This window comes from Mesorhizobium sp. Arg314, from assembly GCF_053714275.1.
Genome location: NZ_JBSKBP010000024.1, coordinates 41,282 through 55,179, shown reverse-complemented (window position 1 = coordinate 55,179; position 13,898 = coordinate 41,282). Strand labels below are relative to the sequence as shown.

At 62.9% G+C, this 13,898-nt stretch carries 17 protein-coding genes; 13 read left to right on the top strand and 4 right to left on the bottom strand.

Annotated elements, in window-relative coordinates; translation table 11 throughout:
* Positions 1-234: 234 nt before the first annotated feature.
* The 3 genes from dapA (at position 235) to ACWGS9_RS23035 (ending at position 2,434) form a co-directional block, all read left to right on the top strand.
* Positions 235-1,116, top strand: a complete 882-nt coding sequence (gene dapA, locus ACWGS9_RS23045; RefSeq protein ID WP_454507414.1) for a 4-hydroxy-tetrahydrodipicolinate synthase — start codon at positions 235-237, stop codon at positions 1,114-1,116.
* 25 nt (positions 1,117-1,141) lie between these two features.
* A complete protein-coding gene (gene smpB, locus ACWGS9_RS23040) occupies positions 1,142-1,621 on the top strand; it encodes an SsrA-binding protein SmpB (RefSeq protein WP_112095724.1) in 480 nt (159 codons plus the stop codon).
* A 96-nt stretch (positions 1,622-1,717) separates the two neighbouring features.
* Entirely contained in the window at positions 1,718-2,434 is a 717-nt protein-coding gene (locus tag ACWGS9_RS23035; RefSeq protein WP_454507413.1) for a glycoside hydrolase family 25 protein, read from the top strand.
* 62 nt (positions 2,435-2,496) lie between these two features.
* On the opposite strand, the gene ACWGS9_RS23030 is transcribed toward ACWGS9_RS23035, so the two are convergent.
* Positions 2,497-3,426 (bottom strand): DMT family transporter, encoded by a 930-nt coding sequence (locus ACWGS9_RS23030; protein WP_454507412.1) that lies wholly within the window; start codon positions 3,424-3,426, stop codon positions 2,497-2,499.
* Between the two features lie 143 nt (positions 3,427-3,569).
* Here ACWGS9_RS23030 and ACWGS9_RS23025 point away from each other — a divergent pair, with 143 nt between their 5' ends.
* On the top strand, positions 3,570-4,043 hold the full coding sequence (locus ACWGS9_RS23025) for an Lrp/AsnC family transcriptional regulator (protein WP_320214389.1): 474 nt from the start codon (positions 3,570-3,572) through the stop codon (positions 4,041-4,043).
* 32 nt (positions 4,044-4,075) lie between these two features.
* Here ACWGS9_RS23025 and ACWGS9_RS23020 read toward each other — a convergent pair whose 3' ends face one another.
* Positions 4,076-4,732, bottom strand: coding sequence for a uracil-DNA glycosylase (locus tag ACWGS9_RS23020; protein ID WP_454507411.1), 657 nt, complete (start codon positions 4,730-4,732; stop codon positions 4,076-4,078).
* 13 nt (positions 4,733-4,745) lie between these two features.
* A complete protein-coding gene (locus ACWGS9_RS23015) occupies positions 4,746-5,327 on the bottom strand; it encodes a LabA-like NYN domain-containing protein (RefSeq protein ID WP_292471979.1) in 582 nt (193 codons plus the stop codon).
* A gap of 304 nt (positions 5,328-5,631) precedes the next feature.
* Between ACWGS9_RS23015 and rpoZ the strand changes: the two genes are divergently transcribed.
* The 4 genes from rpoZ to ACWGS9_RS22995 all read left to right on the top strand — a co-directional run bounded on the left by rpoZ (position 5,632) and on the right by ACWGS9_RS22995 (position 9,530).
* Positions 5,632-6,033, top strand: coding sequence for a DNA-directed RNA polymerase subunit omega (rpoZ, locus tag ACWGS9_RS23010; RefSeq protein ID WP_320214393.1), 402 nt, complete (start codon positions 5,632-5,634; stop codon positions 6,031-6,033).
* Between the two features lie 125 nt (positions 6,034-6,158).
* Positions 6,159-8,390 carry a RelA/SpoT family protein gene (locus ACWGS9_RS23005; RefSeq protein WP_454507410.1) on the top strand — a complete coding sequence of 744 codons (2,232 nt, stop codon included), beginning with the start codon at positions 6,159-6,161 and terminating at the stop codon, positions 8,388-8,390.
* Between the two features lie 164 nt (positions 8,391-8,554).
* The gene (gene pyrE / locus ACWGS9_RS23000; RefSeq protein WP_454507409.1) at positions 8,555-9,133 is read left to right on the top strand and encodes an orotate phosphoribosyltransferase; all 579 of its coding nucleotides are present in this window, start codon (positions 8,555-8,557) and stop codon (positions 9,131-9,133) included.
* Between the two features lie 13 nt (positions 9,134-9,146).
* On the top strand, positions 9,147-9,530 hold the full coding sequence (locus tag ACWGS9_RS22995; RefSeq protein ID WP_454507408.1) for a VOC family protein: 384 nt from the start codon (positions 9,147-9,149) through the stop codon (positions 9,528-9,530).
* On the opposite strand, the gene ACWGS9_RS22990 is transcribed toward ACWGS9_RS22995, so the two are convergent.
* A complete protein-coding gene (locus ACWGS9_RS22990) occupies positions 9,508-10,038 on the bottom strand; it encodes a GNAT family N-acetyltransferase (RefSeq protein WP_454507407.1) in 531 nt (176 codons plus the stop codon). The genes ACWGS9_RS22995 and ACWGS9_RS22990 overlap by 23 nt on opposite strands.
* Before the next feature lie 209 nt (positions 10,039-10,247).
* Between ACWGS9_RS22990 and ACWGS9_RS22985 the strand changes: the two genes are divergently transcribed.
* The 5 genes from ACWGS9_RS22985 (at position 10,248) to era (ending at position 13,813) form a co-directional block, all read left to right on the top strand.
* Positions 10,248-10,835: a DUF2062 domain-containing protein gene (locus ACWGS9_RS22985; protein ID WP_454507406.1), complete on the top strand. Its 588-nt coding sequence runs from the start codon at positions 10,248-10,250 to the stop codon at positions 10,833-10,835.
* Positions 10,832-11,245, top strand: a complete 414-nt coding sequence (gene acpS, locus ACWGS9_RS22980) for a holo-ACP synthase (RefSeq protein WP_320214399.1) — start codon at positions 10,832-10,834, stop codon at positions 11,243-11,245. Before ACWGS9_RS22985 ends, acpS begins: the two co-directional genes overlap by 4 nt.
* A gap of 79 nt (positions 11,246-11,324) precedes the next feature.
* The gene (gene lepB / locus ACWGS9_RS22975; protein ID WP_454507405.1) at positions 11,325-12,074 is read left to right on the top strand and encodes a signal peptidase I; all 750 of its coding nucleotides are present in this window, start codon (positions 11,325-11,327) and stop codon (positions 12,072-12,074) included.
* 105 nt (positions 12,075-12,179) lie between these two features.
* Entirely contained in the window at positions 12,180-12,896 is a 717-nt protein-coding gene (rnc, locus tag ACWGS9_RS22970) for a ribonuclease III (protein WP_320311815.1), read from the top strand.
* Positions 12,881-13,813, top strand: coding sequence for a GTPase Era (gene era, locus ACWGS9_RS22965; protein ID WP_454507404.1), 933 nt, complete (start codon positions 12,881-12,883; stop codon positions 13,811-13,813). Before rnc ends, era begins: the two co-directional genes overlap by 16 nt.
* The last annotated feature ends 85 nt before the right edge of the window (positions 13,814-13,898 follow it).

The window sequence follows — 13,898 nt, the reverse complement described above, 5'->3', positions numbered from 1 at the left end:
GGTTTTGGGATGACGACATGCATCAACCAACGAAAACGCATGTCGCCCAAAAGTGGGTACCGGTTTTGGGATGACGACATGCATCAACCAACGAAAACGCATGTCGCCCAAAAGTGGGTACCGGTTTTGGGATGACGATATGCATCAACGAACGAAAACGCATGTCGCCCAAAAGTGGGAACCGGTTTTGGGGCAACGACATGCATAAACAAAGTTCCAAGGAGTTTTGACGACATGCTGAGAGGCTCGCTGACCGCGCTCGTTACACCGTTCGAAAAGAGCGGGCGCTTCGACGAGAAAGCCTTTCGCGCTTTCGTCGAATGGCAGATCGCCGAGGGCACCAAGGGCCTCGTCCCGGTCGGCACCACCGGCGAGTCGCCGACGCTGTCGCATGATGAGCACCGCCAGGTGGTCAAGGTCTGCATCGAGGTGGCCAAGGGCCGTGTTCCGGTCGTCGCCGGGGCCGGCTCCAACAACACCGAGGAAGCGGTCGGGCTGGTGCAATATGCCGAAAGGGCCGGCGCCGATGCTGCCCTTGTCGTCACGCCTTACTACAACAAGCCCACGCAGCGTGGCCTTTATGAGCATTTCGCCGCCGTCGCCAGGGCGACCAAGCTGCCGATCATCATCTATAACATCCCGCCGCGTTCGGTGATCGACATGACGCCGGAGACGATGGGCAGGCTGCGCCACGACTTCAAGAACATCGCCGGCGTCAAGGACGCGACCGGCAAGGTCGAGCGCGTCTCCGAGCAGCGCATAACCTGCGGCAAGGATTTCATCCAGCTCTCCGGCGAGGATGCATCCGCCCTCGGCTTCAATGCCCATGGCGGCGTCGGCGCGATCTCCGTTACCTCGAATGTCGCGCCGCGGCTCTGCGCCGAGTTCCAGGAGGCGACACTCTCCGGCGACAGCGCCAAGGCGCTCGAGCTGCAGGACCGCTTGTTGCCGCTGCACAAGGCGATCTTCATCGAGCCCGGCGTTTCCGGCGCCAAATACGCGCTGTCGAAGCTCGGCAAGGTCGAGAACGTGCTGCGCTCGCCGCTGGTGACGATCGAGGCGTCGACCGCCGAGAAGATCGATCAGGCGATGAAGCACGCCGGCTTGATTAATTAGGAATGAGGCGCCACCTCTCCGCATTATGAATCAAGTCAAGAAAGCCGATCCCAACAACAAGACCGTTGCGGAAAACCGCAAGGCGCGCTTTTCCTACGAGGTGCTCGATACGATCGAGACCGGCCTGGTGCTGACCGGCACCGAGGTCAAGTCGCTGCGCCAGGGCCAGGCCAACATTCAGGAGAGCTACGCCTCGGCCGAGGGCGGCGAGATCTGGCTGATCAATTCCTACCTGCCGGAATATCTGCAGGCCAACCGCTTCAACCACGAGCCGCGCCGCCGCCGCAAATTGCTGGTCTCGAAGCGCGAGATGGCCAAGCTCTCGCAAAGCGTCGAGCGCGAAGGCATGACGCTGGTGCCGCTGAAAATCTATTTCAACGACCGCGGTCGCGCCAAGCTCCTGCTCGCTGTCGCCCGCGGCAAGAAGCTGCACGACAAGCGCGAGACCGAAAAGCAGCGCGACTGGTCGCGCGAGAAGGGCCGGCTGCTCAAGGAGCGCGGCTGAGCTTTCGCCGCCGTCGGGATGCGCCTGAAAAAAGCCACCGGCCGGTTCTCTGTTCCGGCGCGCACGCTAGAGCAATTCCAAGGTTCCGACAGGGGGATGGTCTTGGGGAAGCGGATTGTTTTCTGGGGCCTTGCCGGCGCGGTTGTCGCCTGCGCCGTCGCGGCGGGCGCCTTCTTCTGGTTCCGTGGCTTTTCACCCGACCGTAGCGAGTTCCCGATCCGGGGGATCGACGTCTCGCATCACCAGGGCAGCATCGACTGGCAGCGCGTCGCGGCCGACGATGTCGCCTTCGCCATCATCAAGGCGACCGAAGGCGGCACCCATGTCGATACCCAATTCGCGACCAATCTGCGCGAGGCGCGCGCCGCCGGCCTTGCGGTCGGCGCCTATCACTTCTTCACCTTCTGCCGCCCTGGCGCCGATCAGGCGAGGAACTTCATTTCGGTGGTGCCGCACGGCGAAGCGCTTTTGCCGCCCGTGGTCGATATCGAGTTCGGCGGCAATTGCCCGCAACGTCCGTCTCCGCAGCAGTTGAACGCCGAGCTTGCCGCTTTCCTCGGCCCGGTCGAGACGGCTTTCGGCAAGCAGGCGATTTTCTATCTGACCGACGAGGCGGCCGAAGCCTATTCCGGCAGCATCCTTAGCCGTCAGCGCTGGCTGCGGTCACTGGCGATGAGGCCGAGCGAGAACGACTGGATCTACTGGCAGTATCACAATATGGGCCGCGTCGACGGCATCAAAGGCGATGTCGATCTCAACGTCCTGAAGGGCAGTCGCGAGACGCTGGCCGAATTGTTCGCGCCGCCGCAGTGAGTTGCCCGGCCGCAAACCCCGAATCTGTATCCGCAGTATTTTGCGTATATCGCTGAAAAGTCTCACGATCCGCCTGACGCTTGTGCATTCAGGCTCGCGCTGGCGGTGCGTGTCCCGATCGCCGAGAAGGCCATTCCCGCTACCATGATGGCGATGGCTGCGAACTGGATCGTCATCGGCGTTTCGCCGAGTACCGCCATGCCGACAATGACCGTGGCGATCGGTATGCCGGGCAGGAACAGCGATGCCGTCTGCGGTCCCAATTGCCGCACGATATAAGTATAGAGGAACATGGCTGCCGCGCCGGCCAGAATTCCCTGGATCACGATCTGGCCGGCGATCTCCGTGGCCGCCGCGGCATGGATATGGCTTGGTGCGAAGAGATAGAGAACCGGCAACGGTAGGCACGACAGCAGCACGACAGCAGCCGTCGCCGTGACCGGATCGACACGCCAGAGCCTCACGAGAACGGCATAGGTCGAAAACATGAGGCCCGATCCGATGAACAGAACGTCGCCGATGAGGACGCCGTTGGCGGCGTCACGCGCCGCCGCGATGAACAGCAACAGCCCGGCGATGATCGCAACGACGCCGATTGTGCGCCGTTGCGAAGCGCCGTCATTGAAGAAGACGCGCGACAGCAGGAACGAAAAGAAGACGATCGACGCGGGACAGAGCGCCGCCGCGTGGGCGGCAGGCGCATAGGTCAGACCCCAGTTGATGATCAACGGATAAGGCAAGCCGGCCAGTGCCGCCAATGCCAGTGCCCGTCGCCAACCCAGCGCCCTCATGGGCGCGAAGCCGCCGCGCCAGACGATCGGCACAAAGACCACCCCCGCGCCGCCAAAGCGCAAGGCGGCCAGATCTGTCGCCGTCAGATGCTCCCTGAGGCTGAAGCGAGCCGCGACGAATTGGATAGCGTAGATGCCGATCATGGTGAGGCCGGCGATAATCGCCAGTCTCGTGTTTCCTGCGTCCCCTGCGTCTGCCACGACCTGCCACCCATATGTCGTCCGAGATGGAGACCGTCTCCACCGCTGTGACGAATGCGCAGGCTATTGCTCAGGCCATAGCGTTGAAATACGCTCTTTTTGGAAAATGGTAGTGGAATTCACACTGGAAAGGCAGTTCCAAAGTGAATCCTGAAGTGGGTGGTCTCGACGGCGTCGACCGCAATCTTCTTCGGCTGCTGCAGGAGGATGGACGCCGCACCACGCTTGACCTGGCGGCGCGTGTCGGCCTGTCGCCGACCGGCACGAGCCAGCGGGTGAAGCGGCTGTTCCGCGAAGGGTACATCACCGCGGTCCGGGCCGTGCTCGACCCTGCCAAGATCGGACGCGGCACGCTCGTCTTCATCGAGGTACGACTAGATCACACGGCGCCTCATATTTTCGAACGCTTCGCCGAAGCGGTGACCAAGGCGCCCGAGGTTCTCGAGTGCCACATGGTCGTCGGCGGTTTCGACTATCTGGTAAAGGCGCGAATTTCGGAAATGGCCGCCTATCAGGATTTTCTGACACGGGTCATCTTACCGCTGCCGGGGGTGAAGGAGACACATACCTACGCCTCGATCGGCGACGTGAAGCCGGACGCGCTGCTGCCGGTGTGAGCCGGCGTCGGCCCACCGGAGGACGCTTGAATCTAGTCCTTCAGGAACGCCGCGATTTCCTGGAACACGCTCACGAACATTGCTTCCGTCAGCACGCCCGTATTGGTGTTGTAGCGCGAGCAGTGATAGCTGGAAAACAGCGCGATGCCGCCGGCCTCCTGCCTGCCGCCATGACGGAACGGAATGGCGGCGACGCGTCCGCCCAGCGCCCGCACCGTCGACTGGTGTGCGATCGAACCCAGCGTCAGGATGGCGCGCAGATTGGGAAAGCGCGCGATGGTCGGCTTGAGAAAGGTCCGGCAGGTGGCGATTTCGGCGCCGACCGGCTTGTTCTCCGGCGGCACGCAGCGCACGGCGTTGGTGATGGCCGTGCCGACAAGCTCAAGCCCGTCGTCCGGTCGCGCCTTGAACTCGCCGCGGGCCAGGCCCTGCGCGATCATCGTGCCGTAGAGCAGATCGCCGGCGTAGTCGCCGGTGAAGGGGCGTCCCGTGCGGTTGGCGCCGCGCAGGCCGGGCGCCAGCCCGACGATCAGCAGGCGGACAGAGGCTTCACCCTCCGGCGGCAGGAAGGTCGGCACCGGCGCGTTGAACCACCCCGGCTCGCGCCCGCGCCAGCCTGCGATGAAATCATGCAGCCGCGGGCAAAGCGGGCAGTCATGATCGGGTTCGGGGCAGGGCACGGCGGACAACGCCGCCGCCCCGTCAATAATCGTCCTCGTCGACTTCGGCAGGTTCCGGCCGGCGCGCGGGCCGCTCGGACGGGTCGCGTCCGACTTCGTTCTTCAGCGTCATCAGGTCGATGAAATGATCGGCCTGGCGGCGCAGGTCGTCGGAAATCATCGGCGGCTGCGAAGCCATGGTCGAGATGATCGACACCTTGCGACCGCGTCGCTGCAGCGCCTCGACCAGCGTGCGGAAGTCGCCGTCGCCGGAGAAGATCACATAATGGTCGACGACGTCGGCAAGCTCGAGCGCATCGACGGTCAACTCGATGTCCATGTTGCCCTTGATCTTGCGGCGGCCGGTCGAGTCGGTGAATTCCTTGGCGGGCTTGGTCACCACCTTGAAGCCGTTATAGTCGAGCCAGTCGATCAGCGGCCGGATCGAGGAATATTCCTGATCCTCGACCAGCGCGGTGTAATAGTAGGCTCTGAGCAGATAGCCGCGCTTCTGGAAGCTCGACAGAAGCTTGCGGTAGTCGATGTCGAAGCCCAGCGCGCGCGACGTGGCATAGAGATTGGCGCCGTCGATGAAAAGAGCGATCTTTTCACGAGGATCGAACATTGAAAAACATCCCTTTCGAAAATTTCTGTCGTCTAAAAGCGTTTGACGAATAGGTCCGACAAATGGGCCTTGGCACCGTCACATCCGAGATAACGCGAGATTTGTGGATATCCAAGGGCAGGGCCCCGCATTGCAAGCAATTGTGATCGCGACTATGTGAGCTTCATCATGGCGCGGTTCGATGATGAGCCGGGCAAAGGTCCGCAAAGCTGACGCCGCCGCCATAAAGCTTGTATTTCGGCCGCGCCCGCGTTATGGAGCGCGCCAGCTTTCCATCAAATCCATCGCATGAAAGGGGCAGTCCATGGCCCGCGTAACCGTTGAAGATTGCATCGACAAGGTCGACAACCGTTTTGAACTCGTGCTGCTCGCCGGCCACCGCGCCCGTCAGATCAGCCAGGGCGCGCAGATCACCGTTCCGCGCGACAATGACAAGAACCCGGTCATCGCGCTGCGCGAGATCGCCGACGAGATGCTGTCTCCCGACGACCTCAAGGAAGACCTGATCCACTCGCTGCAGAAGCATGTCGAGGTCGACGAGCCGGAGGCCGAGGGCGAGGCGATCGCCGATCAGACCGGCGCGACCGCCGTTGCAGCCGACGCCGACGACGCCGAGGAGAACGTCACTTTCGACCGCATGAGCGAGGAAGACCTGCTCGCCGGCATCGAAGGTCTCGTACCGCCGGAAAAGAGCGACGATTACTAAGCTTCCCGGAACTTGCCTGGATCAAGCATCCGGCACTTCCGTCTCGTGAGTTTCGTGGCTATCTATGGGATGCGTCGCACCTTGGTGCGGCGCATCATTCATTTCAGCACCGCGAGATCCCGCCCATGATGCGTCAGTATGAGCTTGTCGAGCGCGTCCAGCGCTACAAGCCTGACGTCAACGAGGCGCTGCTCAACAAGGCCTATGTCTATGCCATGCAAAAGCATGGCCACCAGAAGCGCGCCTCGGGCGATCCCTATTTCTCGCATCCCCTCGAAGTCGCCGCCATCCTCACCGACATGCATATGGACGAGGCGACCATCGCCGTTGCCCTGCTGCATGACACGATCGAGGACACGACGGCGACCAGGGCCGAGATCGACGAACTGTTCGGTCCGGAGATGGGCAAGCTGGTCGAAGGCCTGACCAAGCTGAAAAAACTCGACCTCGTCTCCAAGAAGGCGGAGCAGGCCGAGAATCTGCGCAAGCTTCTGCTCGCGATCTCCGAGGATATTCGCGTTCTTCTGGTCAAGCTCGCCGACCGCCTGCACAACATGCGCACGCTCGACCATATGCCCGAGTCCAAGCGCCTGCGCATCGCCGAGGAGACGATGGACATCTATGCGCCTTTAGCCGGGCGCATGGGCATGCAAGGCATGCGCGAGGAACTGGAAGAAATAGCCTTCCGTTACATCAATCCGGAGGCTTATCGCGCCGTTACCGCGAGGCTTGCCGAGATTTTCGAGCGCAACAAGGGCGTCTTGCAGGAGATCGAGACGGCGCTGTCGGGCCTGTTCGAAAAACACGCCATCAAGGCGGGCGTGAAAAGCCGGCAGAAGAAGCCGTGGTCGGTGTTCCGCAAGATGGAGGCCAAGGCGCTCTCCTTCGAGCAGCTCTCCGACATTTTCGGCTTCCGGGTCGTCGTCGATTCGGTAGACGATTGCTACCGCGCGCTTGGCGCCATCCACACCACCTGGTCGATGGTGCCCGGCCGCTTCAAGGATTACATCTCGACGCCTAAGCAGAACGACTACCGCTCGATCCACACCACCATCGTCGGCCCGTCGCGCCAGCGCGTCGAATTGCAGATCCGCACCAGGGAGATGAACAAGATCGCCGAATACGGCGTCGCCGCGCATTCGATCTATAAGGATAGCGGCGGCAAGATGAACGGCGCCGGCCATGCGATCTCCAAGGAGACGAATGCCTACGCCTGGCTGCGGCGCACCATCGAGCAGCTGGCCGAAGGCGACAATCCGGAGGATTTCCTCGAGAACACCAAGCTGGAGCTGTTCCAGGACCAGGTCTTCTGCTTCACGCCCAAGGGCATGCTGATCGCGCTGCCGCGCGGCGCCACGCCGATCGACTTCGCCTATGCCGTCCACACCGATGTCGGCGACACCTGCGTCGGCGCCAAGGTCAATGGCCGCATTATGCCCCTGATGACGGAACTGAAGAACGGCGACGAGGTCGAGATCATCCGCTCCAAGGCGCAGGTGCCGCCCGCCGCCTGGGAATCGGTCGTGGTCACCGGCAAGGCGCGCGCCGCCATCCGCCGCGCCACCAAGAATGCGATCCGCAAGCAATATTCCGGCCTCGGCGCCCGCATCCTGGAACGCGCCTTCGAGCGCGCCGGCAAGACATTCACCAAGGAGAGCCTGAAGCCGGTGCTGCACCGGCTGGCGCGCAAGGATATCGAGGATGTGCTGGCCTCGGTCGGCCGCGGCGAGCTGAGCTCCACCGACGTCATGAAAGCGGTTTTCCCCGACTATAAGGACGAGCGCGTCACCGTCGCGGCGCCCAAGCAGCGCGAGGAGGGCTGGTCGAAGATCCGCAATGCCGCCGGCATGCTGTTCCAGATGCCCGGCAGTCGCGCCGCGCGCAAGGACAAGGACCAGCCGCGCGACGGCGCGGTGCCGATCCGCGGCGTGCGTGGCGACCTTCCGGTGCGCTTCGCGCCGGAGGGTGCTGTGCCCGGCGACCGCATCGTCGGTATCATCCAGCCGGGAACCGGCATCACCATTTATCCGATCCAGTCGCCGGCGCTGCAGGCCTTCGACGACCAGCCCGAGCGCTGGATCGACGTGCGCTGGGATATCGACGAGCGCACCAAGGAACGCTTCCCGGCGCGCATCTCGGTCACCGCCATCAACGCACCGGGTTCGTTGGCCGACATCGCCCAGGTGGTCGCGTCCAACGACGCCAACATCCACACGCTGTCGATGATACGCACGGCGCCCGATTTCACCGAGATGCTGATCGATCTCGAAGTCTGGGACCTGAAGCATCTCAACCGGCTGCTGTCGCAGCTCAAGGACAATTCGAGCGTCAGCGATGCGCGGCGTGTCAACGGGTGAATAGTGAATAGTGAGTGGTGAGTAGTGAGTAGTGAGTAGTGAGTAGTGAATAGTGAATAGTGAATAGTTAAAGAAAACTACCTTACCACCCACTACCTACTACCTACTACCCACTACCCACTACCCACTACTCACTACCACTCAGCATGGACATGGAGCGAACGATGAACACCGACGAAGTGCTGGGCATTTTCCGCGAGGCCGGCGCCGTTCTCGAGGGTCATTTCATCCTGACGTCTGGCCTGCGCAGCCCGGTCTTCCTGCAGAAGGCGCGCGTCTTCATGCATGCCGACAAGACCGAGCGCCTGTGCAAGGCGCTGGCCGAGAAAATCCGCAGAGCGGTGCCGGGCAGGATCGACTATGTCGTCGGCCCGGCCATCGGCGGCCTGATACCGGCCTATGAAACCTCGCGCCATCTCGGCGCGCCGGCGATCTGGGTCGAGCGGGAAGGGGGCGAGTTCAGGCTCCGCCGCTTCGAGATCGCCAAGGGATCGCGCGTCGTCATCGTCGAGGACATCGTCACCACGGGGCTCTCAATCCGCGAGACGATCGACTGCCTGCGCGAGCTCGGCGCCGAGGTGGTGGCGGCCGCCTGCATCATCGACCGCTCGGCCGGCAAGACCGATGTCGGCGTGCCGCTGATCGCGCTTGCCGAGTATGAAGTGCCCGCCTATCCCGCCGACCGCCTGCCGCCGGAACTTGCCGCCATTCCGGCCGTTAAGCCGGGAAGCCGCAACATCTGAGGTCTCAATAGATATGATCGCCGGCATCGACCATTTCGTGCTGACGGTCCGTTCGGTTGAAGCGACCTGCGATTTCTACCGGCGAGTGCTTGGCATGCGGCGCCTGGATGAGCCGAACCGGCCGACGGCGCTTGTGTTCGGCTCGCAGAAGATGAACTTGCACGAAGTCGGCCGCACTTTCGAGCCAAAGGCAAAGACGCCGACGCCGGGTTCCGGCGATTTCTGCCTCGTGGCGGCGGTGCCGCTTGCCGAAGTCCAGGCCAGCCTCGAAGCCAGTGGCGTGGCGATCGAAGTCGGACCGGTCCAACGCACCGGCGCGCGCGGCCCGATGATGTCGGTCTATTTCCGCGATCCGGACGACAATCTGGTTGAGATCAGCGAGTATCCGCTCGACTGAGATCGAGCCGCATGGCGCAGCGCTGGTCCGAAGGCATGCCATGCTCGGCCTCGTCGCTGAGCAGGCCTGCGAGCCGTTCGTCGATCCCGGCGCCTTCGAGGATACGAAATCCGAATTTCCGATAGAAGGGCGCGTTCCAGGCGACGGCGCGAAAGGTGGTCAGCGTCACTGCCGCAAGGCCAAGCCGCTTGGCGTCCGCGGTCGCCCGTTCAAGCAGAGCGCGGCCGATGCCCGAGGCTTGCCGGTCTAGGCGCACGTCCAACTCCCAGATATGCAGCGCATCGCCCTCGATCCCGGCGCTCAGGAATCCGACCGGCCGGTCCTTGTTGTCGGCGGCAACCCAGCAAGCGCCCCCGGCGATCAGCGCGCGGTGCCGTTCCGCGCTGACATTGTCTCCATCGGCGAGCCATGCCAGTTGGAGGATGGCGCGGAACGCCAATCCGGCGGACTGCTCGATCTGGGGCAGTGCCTCGGCGTCTTCGACTCGCGCCGGTCTAATGATGATCATCGGCTCCGTATCCCGGTTGTTTTCCTCAGTTTCGCCAGAATGACGCTGTTGTTACACCTGCGGCAGACCATCGCGACGGCGTTTCGTTGTTATGCGGCCTGGCTATCGCTATATTAGTCTTGTTGCCTCTCTGCGCCCTCGAAGCGCAAGACAGTTTGGCGCGACCCGGTGGCAGGGGCAGCGCGTATTGGACCGGGAACTGGAACAGAGTGCTTTTTCGACGCCGAGAGCCTGATGGCCTCCTGGAGCGGGTGCGTACTTATCTATGGCCGCGCCGCTCGTTCTCGCGTTCCGTGCAGTATTTTTCCAAACGCATCCTGCGGCTGAAGGCGACGCCGCATTCGGTCGCCGCCGGCGTTGCCGCGGGCGTTTTTGCCTCCTTCTTCCCGCTTGGCTTCCACTTCATTGTCGCCGCCGTGCTGTGCTGGATCATCGCAGGCAATCTGGTCGCGGCGGCACTTGGCGCCGTGTTCTTCGGCAATCCGCTGACCTTCCCGCTTCTGTGGGGCGCGTCCTGGGAAACCGGCAAGTTGCTCCTGCGCGAGCACCTGCCGAAGCACGGGCCGCCCGAGCAACTCGGCGAAATGATGCATAAGCTTTCCTTCGCGAAGCTCTGGCACCCCGTTCTGGAGCCGATGCTGATCGGCGCGGTTCCGCTCGGCCTGATCTTCGGGCTCTTGTTCTATGGCATCACGCGCTGGGGCATGACGGCGTTTCGCGAGCAGCGCAAGAAGCGCATGGCCGAGCGTGCCGAGAAGAAAGCGCGGCAAGGCGGACCGGAAGTGCCCGCGGAATGATCGTCGGCATCGGCAGCGACCTGATCGACATCAGACGCATCGAAAAATCGCTGGAGCGGCACGGCCGGCGCTTCATCCAGCGCATCTATACCGAGGTCGAACAGGCCAAGTCGGAAAGGCGTGCCGCCCGCGCCGCTTCCTATGCCAAGCGCTTCGCCGCCAAGGAGGCCTGCGCCAAGGCGCTGGGTACGGGCATGGCCGAGGGTGTGTTCTGGCGCGATATGGGCGTGATCAACCTGCCGAGCGGCGCTCCGACCATGGCGCTGACCGGCGGCGCCGCGGCCAGGCTGGAGAAAATCCTGCCGAAAGGCCACCGCGCGCTGATCCATCTCACCATCACCGATGATTTTCCGCTTGCTCAAGCCTTTGTGATCATCGAGGCAGTGCCCGCCGAACAAGCGCCACATTGATTCCCTCTGACCACGAGCGGCATGACGTTGCCCAGCGCGCGCCGAGACTCTATACCAACATCGCACAATCGAGGACGACATGAGCGTGGCTGAAAAATCGCAGAAGAAATCCGGCGGGCTTGGTGAAACCTTCTCCGTCATCATCCAGGCTCTGCTGCTCGCGCTCGTCATCCGCACGCTGCTCTTCCAGCCATTCTCAATTCCGTCCGGCTCGATGCGGCCGACGCTGCTCGAAGGCGACTATCTCTTCGTCACCAAATGGTCCTACGGCTATTCGCGCTATTCGCTGCCGTTCGGTCCCGATCTCTTCTCCGGCCGCGTCTGGGGCTCCGAGCCCAAGCGCGGCGACGTTGTGGTATTCAAGTTCCCGCCGGATCCGTCGGTCGACTACATCAAGCGCGTCGTCGGTCTGCCCGGCGATAAGATCCAGATTAAGGATGGCCAGCTTTTCATCAATGACGTCGGCGTGCCGCGCGTGAAGACCGGCCAGATCGAAAATCCCGACATCACCGAAGTGCCTCAGCCGGTCGACGTCTATCGCGAGACGCTGCCGAACGGTGTCAGCTACGACACGCTCGACCTGACGCCGAATTCGATCGGCGACAACACGCGCGAATGGACCGTGCCGGCCGGCAATTACTTCATGATGGGCGACAATCGCGACAATTCTTCCGACAGTCGCTTCACCGTCGGCTTCGTGCCGGCCGAGAACCTGGTGGGCCGCGCCAATCTCATCTTCTTCTCGATCGCCGGCAAGGCGAGCCCGCTCGAGATCTGGAAGTGGCCGTCGCTGATGCGCGCCGGGCGCCTGTTCCAATTCGTCCATTAGATCAGGATGACGTTCCGTTGAATCGCCATCCTGATCTAACTTTTTGTGGGAGCTTGATCTTCTCCAAAAACCGGGTCCCACTTTTCGGGATCAAGCTGTAAGGCCATGGCGGCTAGCAAGCGTTTGACCGCCGATGCCCTTGCCGAGGCGCTTGTCGAGCGTACCGGCCACGTCTTTGCCGACCGCCAGCGCCTGCAGCGCGCGCTGACCCACGCGAGCGCGCGTTCGACCCATGCCGGCATCGATTATGAGCGTTTCGAATTCCTGGGCGACCGTGTTCTCGGCCTTATCGTTGCCGACATGCTGCTCGCGGCCTTTCCCGATGCCGCCGAGGGCGAGCTTTCGCTGCGTCTCAACGCGCTGGTCAATGCCGAGGCGCTGTCCGAAATCGCTGAGGAGATCAGCCTGCCGGAACTGGTCCGAGCCGGCTCCGACGTGCGCAACCTCGAAGGCCGCAAGCGCACCAATCTGCGCGCCGATGCGCTGGAATCGCTGATTGCCGTGCTTTACCTGGATGGTGGCCTTGAGACTGCCCGCGCGTTCATCCACCGCTACTGGCTACCGCGCTCGCAGGCGATAGGTGCTGCGCGGCGCGACGCCAAGACCGAATTGCAGGAATGGGCGCACCAGGCAGCCGCCGGCGCCGTGCCGGCCTACCGGATCGACGGCCGCGAGGGACCGGACCACGACCCGCTGTTCACCGTAAGCGTCAAGGTCGGCTCTTTTGCTCCGGCGACCGGCAGTGGCCGCTCCAAGCGCGAGGCCGAGCAGGCCGCGGCGGCTACTCTTTTGCTGCGCGAGGGCGTATGGAGCGCGGCATGACCGCAAACCAATCTCCCGAGACCCCCAACACCCGCTCCGGTTTCGTCGCGCTGATTGGCGCGCCCAATGCCGGCAAGTCGACGCTGGTCAACCAGTTGGTCGGCGCCAAGGTGTCGATCGTCACCCACAAGGTGCAGACCACCCGCGCCATCGTGCGCGGCATCGCCACGCATGACAACGCGCAGATCGTCTTCGTCGACACGCCGGGCATCTTCAAGCCGAAGCGGCGGCTGGACACGGCGATGGTGACGACCGCCTGGGGCGGCGCCAAGGATGCCGATGTCGTGGTGCTGCTGATCGATGCCGAGCGCGGCATAAGGGGGGATGCCGATACCATCCTCGACCGGCTGAAGGACGTGCGGCAGCCGATGTTGCTGGTCCTCAACAAGGTCGACCGCGTCAAGCCCGAGACGCTTCTTGCACTGGCCGCGACCGCGAATGAACGCGTGCCGTTCAAGCGCACTTTCATGGTGTCGGCGCTGACCGGCTCCGGCTGCAAGGACCTGCTCGACTATCTCGCCCAGACGCTTCCCGCCGGCCCCTGGTACTATCCGGAAGACCAGATCTCCGACCTGCCGATGCGCCAGCTCGCGGCCGAGATCACGCGCGAGAAGCTTTATCTGAGGCTCCATCAGGAGCTTCCCTATTCCTCCCATATCGAAACCGAGAAATGGGAAGAGAAGAAGGACGGCTCGGTCCGCATCGAGCAGGTCATCTATGTCGAGCGCGACAGCCAGAAGAAGATCGTGCTCGGCCACAAGGGCGAGACGATCCGCGCCATCGGCCAGGCCGCGCGGATGGAAATCGCCGGCATCCTGGAGCAGAAGGTGCACCTCTTCCTGTTCGTGAAGGTGCGCGAGAACTGGGGCGACGACCCCGAACGCTATCGCGAGATGGGCCTGGAGTTTCCTCATTGACGCATTTCGCCCAAAAGCGCGAAGCGGCTTTGGGACGACGACATGAATGACCCGCAACCGACCGATGAGGTGCTTGCCGACCATC

Coding starts and splice junctions, on each gene's coding strand:
- dapA (WP_454507414.1), top strand. CDS start 235: ATGCTGAGAGGCTCGCTGACCGCGCTCGTTACACCGTTCGAAAAGAGC.
- smpB (WP_112095724.1), top strand. CDS start 1,142: ATGAATCAAGTCAAGAAAGCCGATCCCAACAACAAGACCGTTGCGGAA.
- ACWGS9_RS23035 (WP_454507413.1), top strand. CDS start 1,718: ATGGTCTTGGGGAAGCGGATTGTTTTCTGGGGCCTTGCCGGCGCGGTT.
- ACWGS9_RS23015 (WP_292471979.1), bottom strand. CDS start 5,327: ATGTTCGATCCTCGTGAAAAGATCGCTCTTTTCATCGACGGCGCCAAT.
- rpoZ (WP_320214393.1), top strand. CDS start 5,632: ATGGCCCGCGTAACCGTTGAAGATTGCATCGACAAGGTCGACAACCGT.
- ACWGS9_RS23005 (WP_454507410.1), top strand. CDS start 6,159: ATGATGCGTCAGTATGAGCTTGTCGAGCGCGTCCAGCGCTACAAGCCT.
- pyrE (WP_454507409.1), top strand. CDS start 8,555: ATGAACACCGACGAAGTGCTGGGCATTTTCCGCGAGGCCGGCGCCGTT.
- ACWGS9_RS22995 (WP_454507408.1), top strand. CDS start 9,147: ATGATCGCCGGCATCGACCATTTCGTGCTGACGGTCCGTTCGGTTGAA.
- ACWGS9_RS22990 (WP_454507407.1), bottom strand. CDS start 10,038: ATGATCATCATTAGACCGGCGCGAGTCGAAGACGCCGAGGCACTGCCC.
- acpS (WP_320214399.1), top strand. CDS start 10,832: ATGATCGTCGGCATCGGCAGCGACCTGATCGACATCAGACGCATCGAA.
- lepB (WP_454507405.1), top strand. CDS start 11,325: ATGAGCGTGGCTGAAAAATCGCAGAAGAAATCCGGCGGGCTTGGTGAA.
- rnc (WP_320311815.1), top strand. CDS start 12,180: ATGGCGGCTAGCAAGCGTTTGACCGCCGATGCCCTTGCCGAGGCGCTT.
- era (WP_454507404.1), top strand. CDS start 12,881: ATGGAGCGCGGCATGACCGCAAACCAATCTCCCGAGACCCCCAACACC.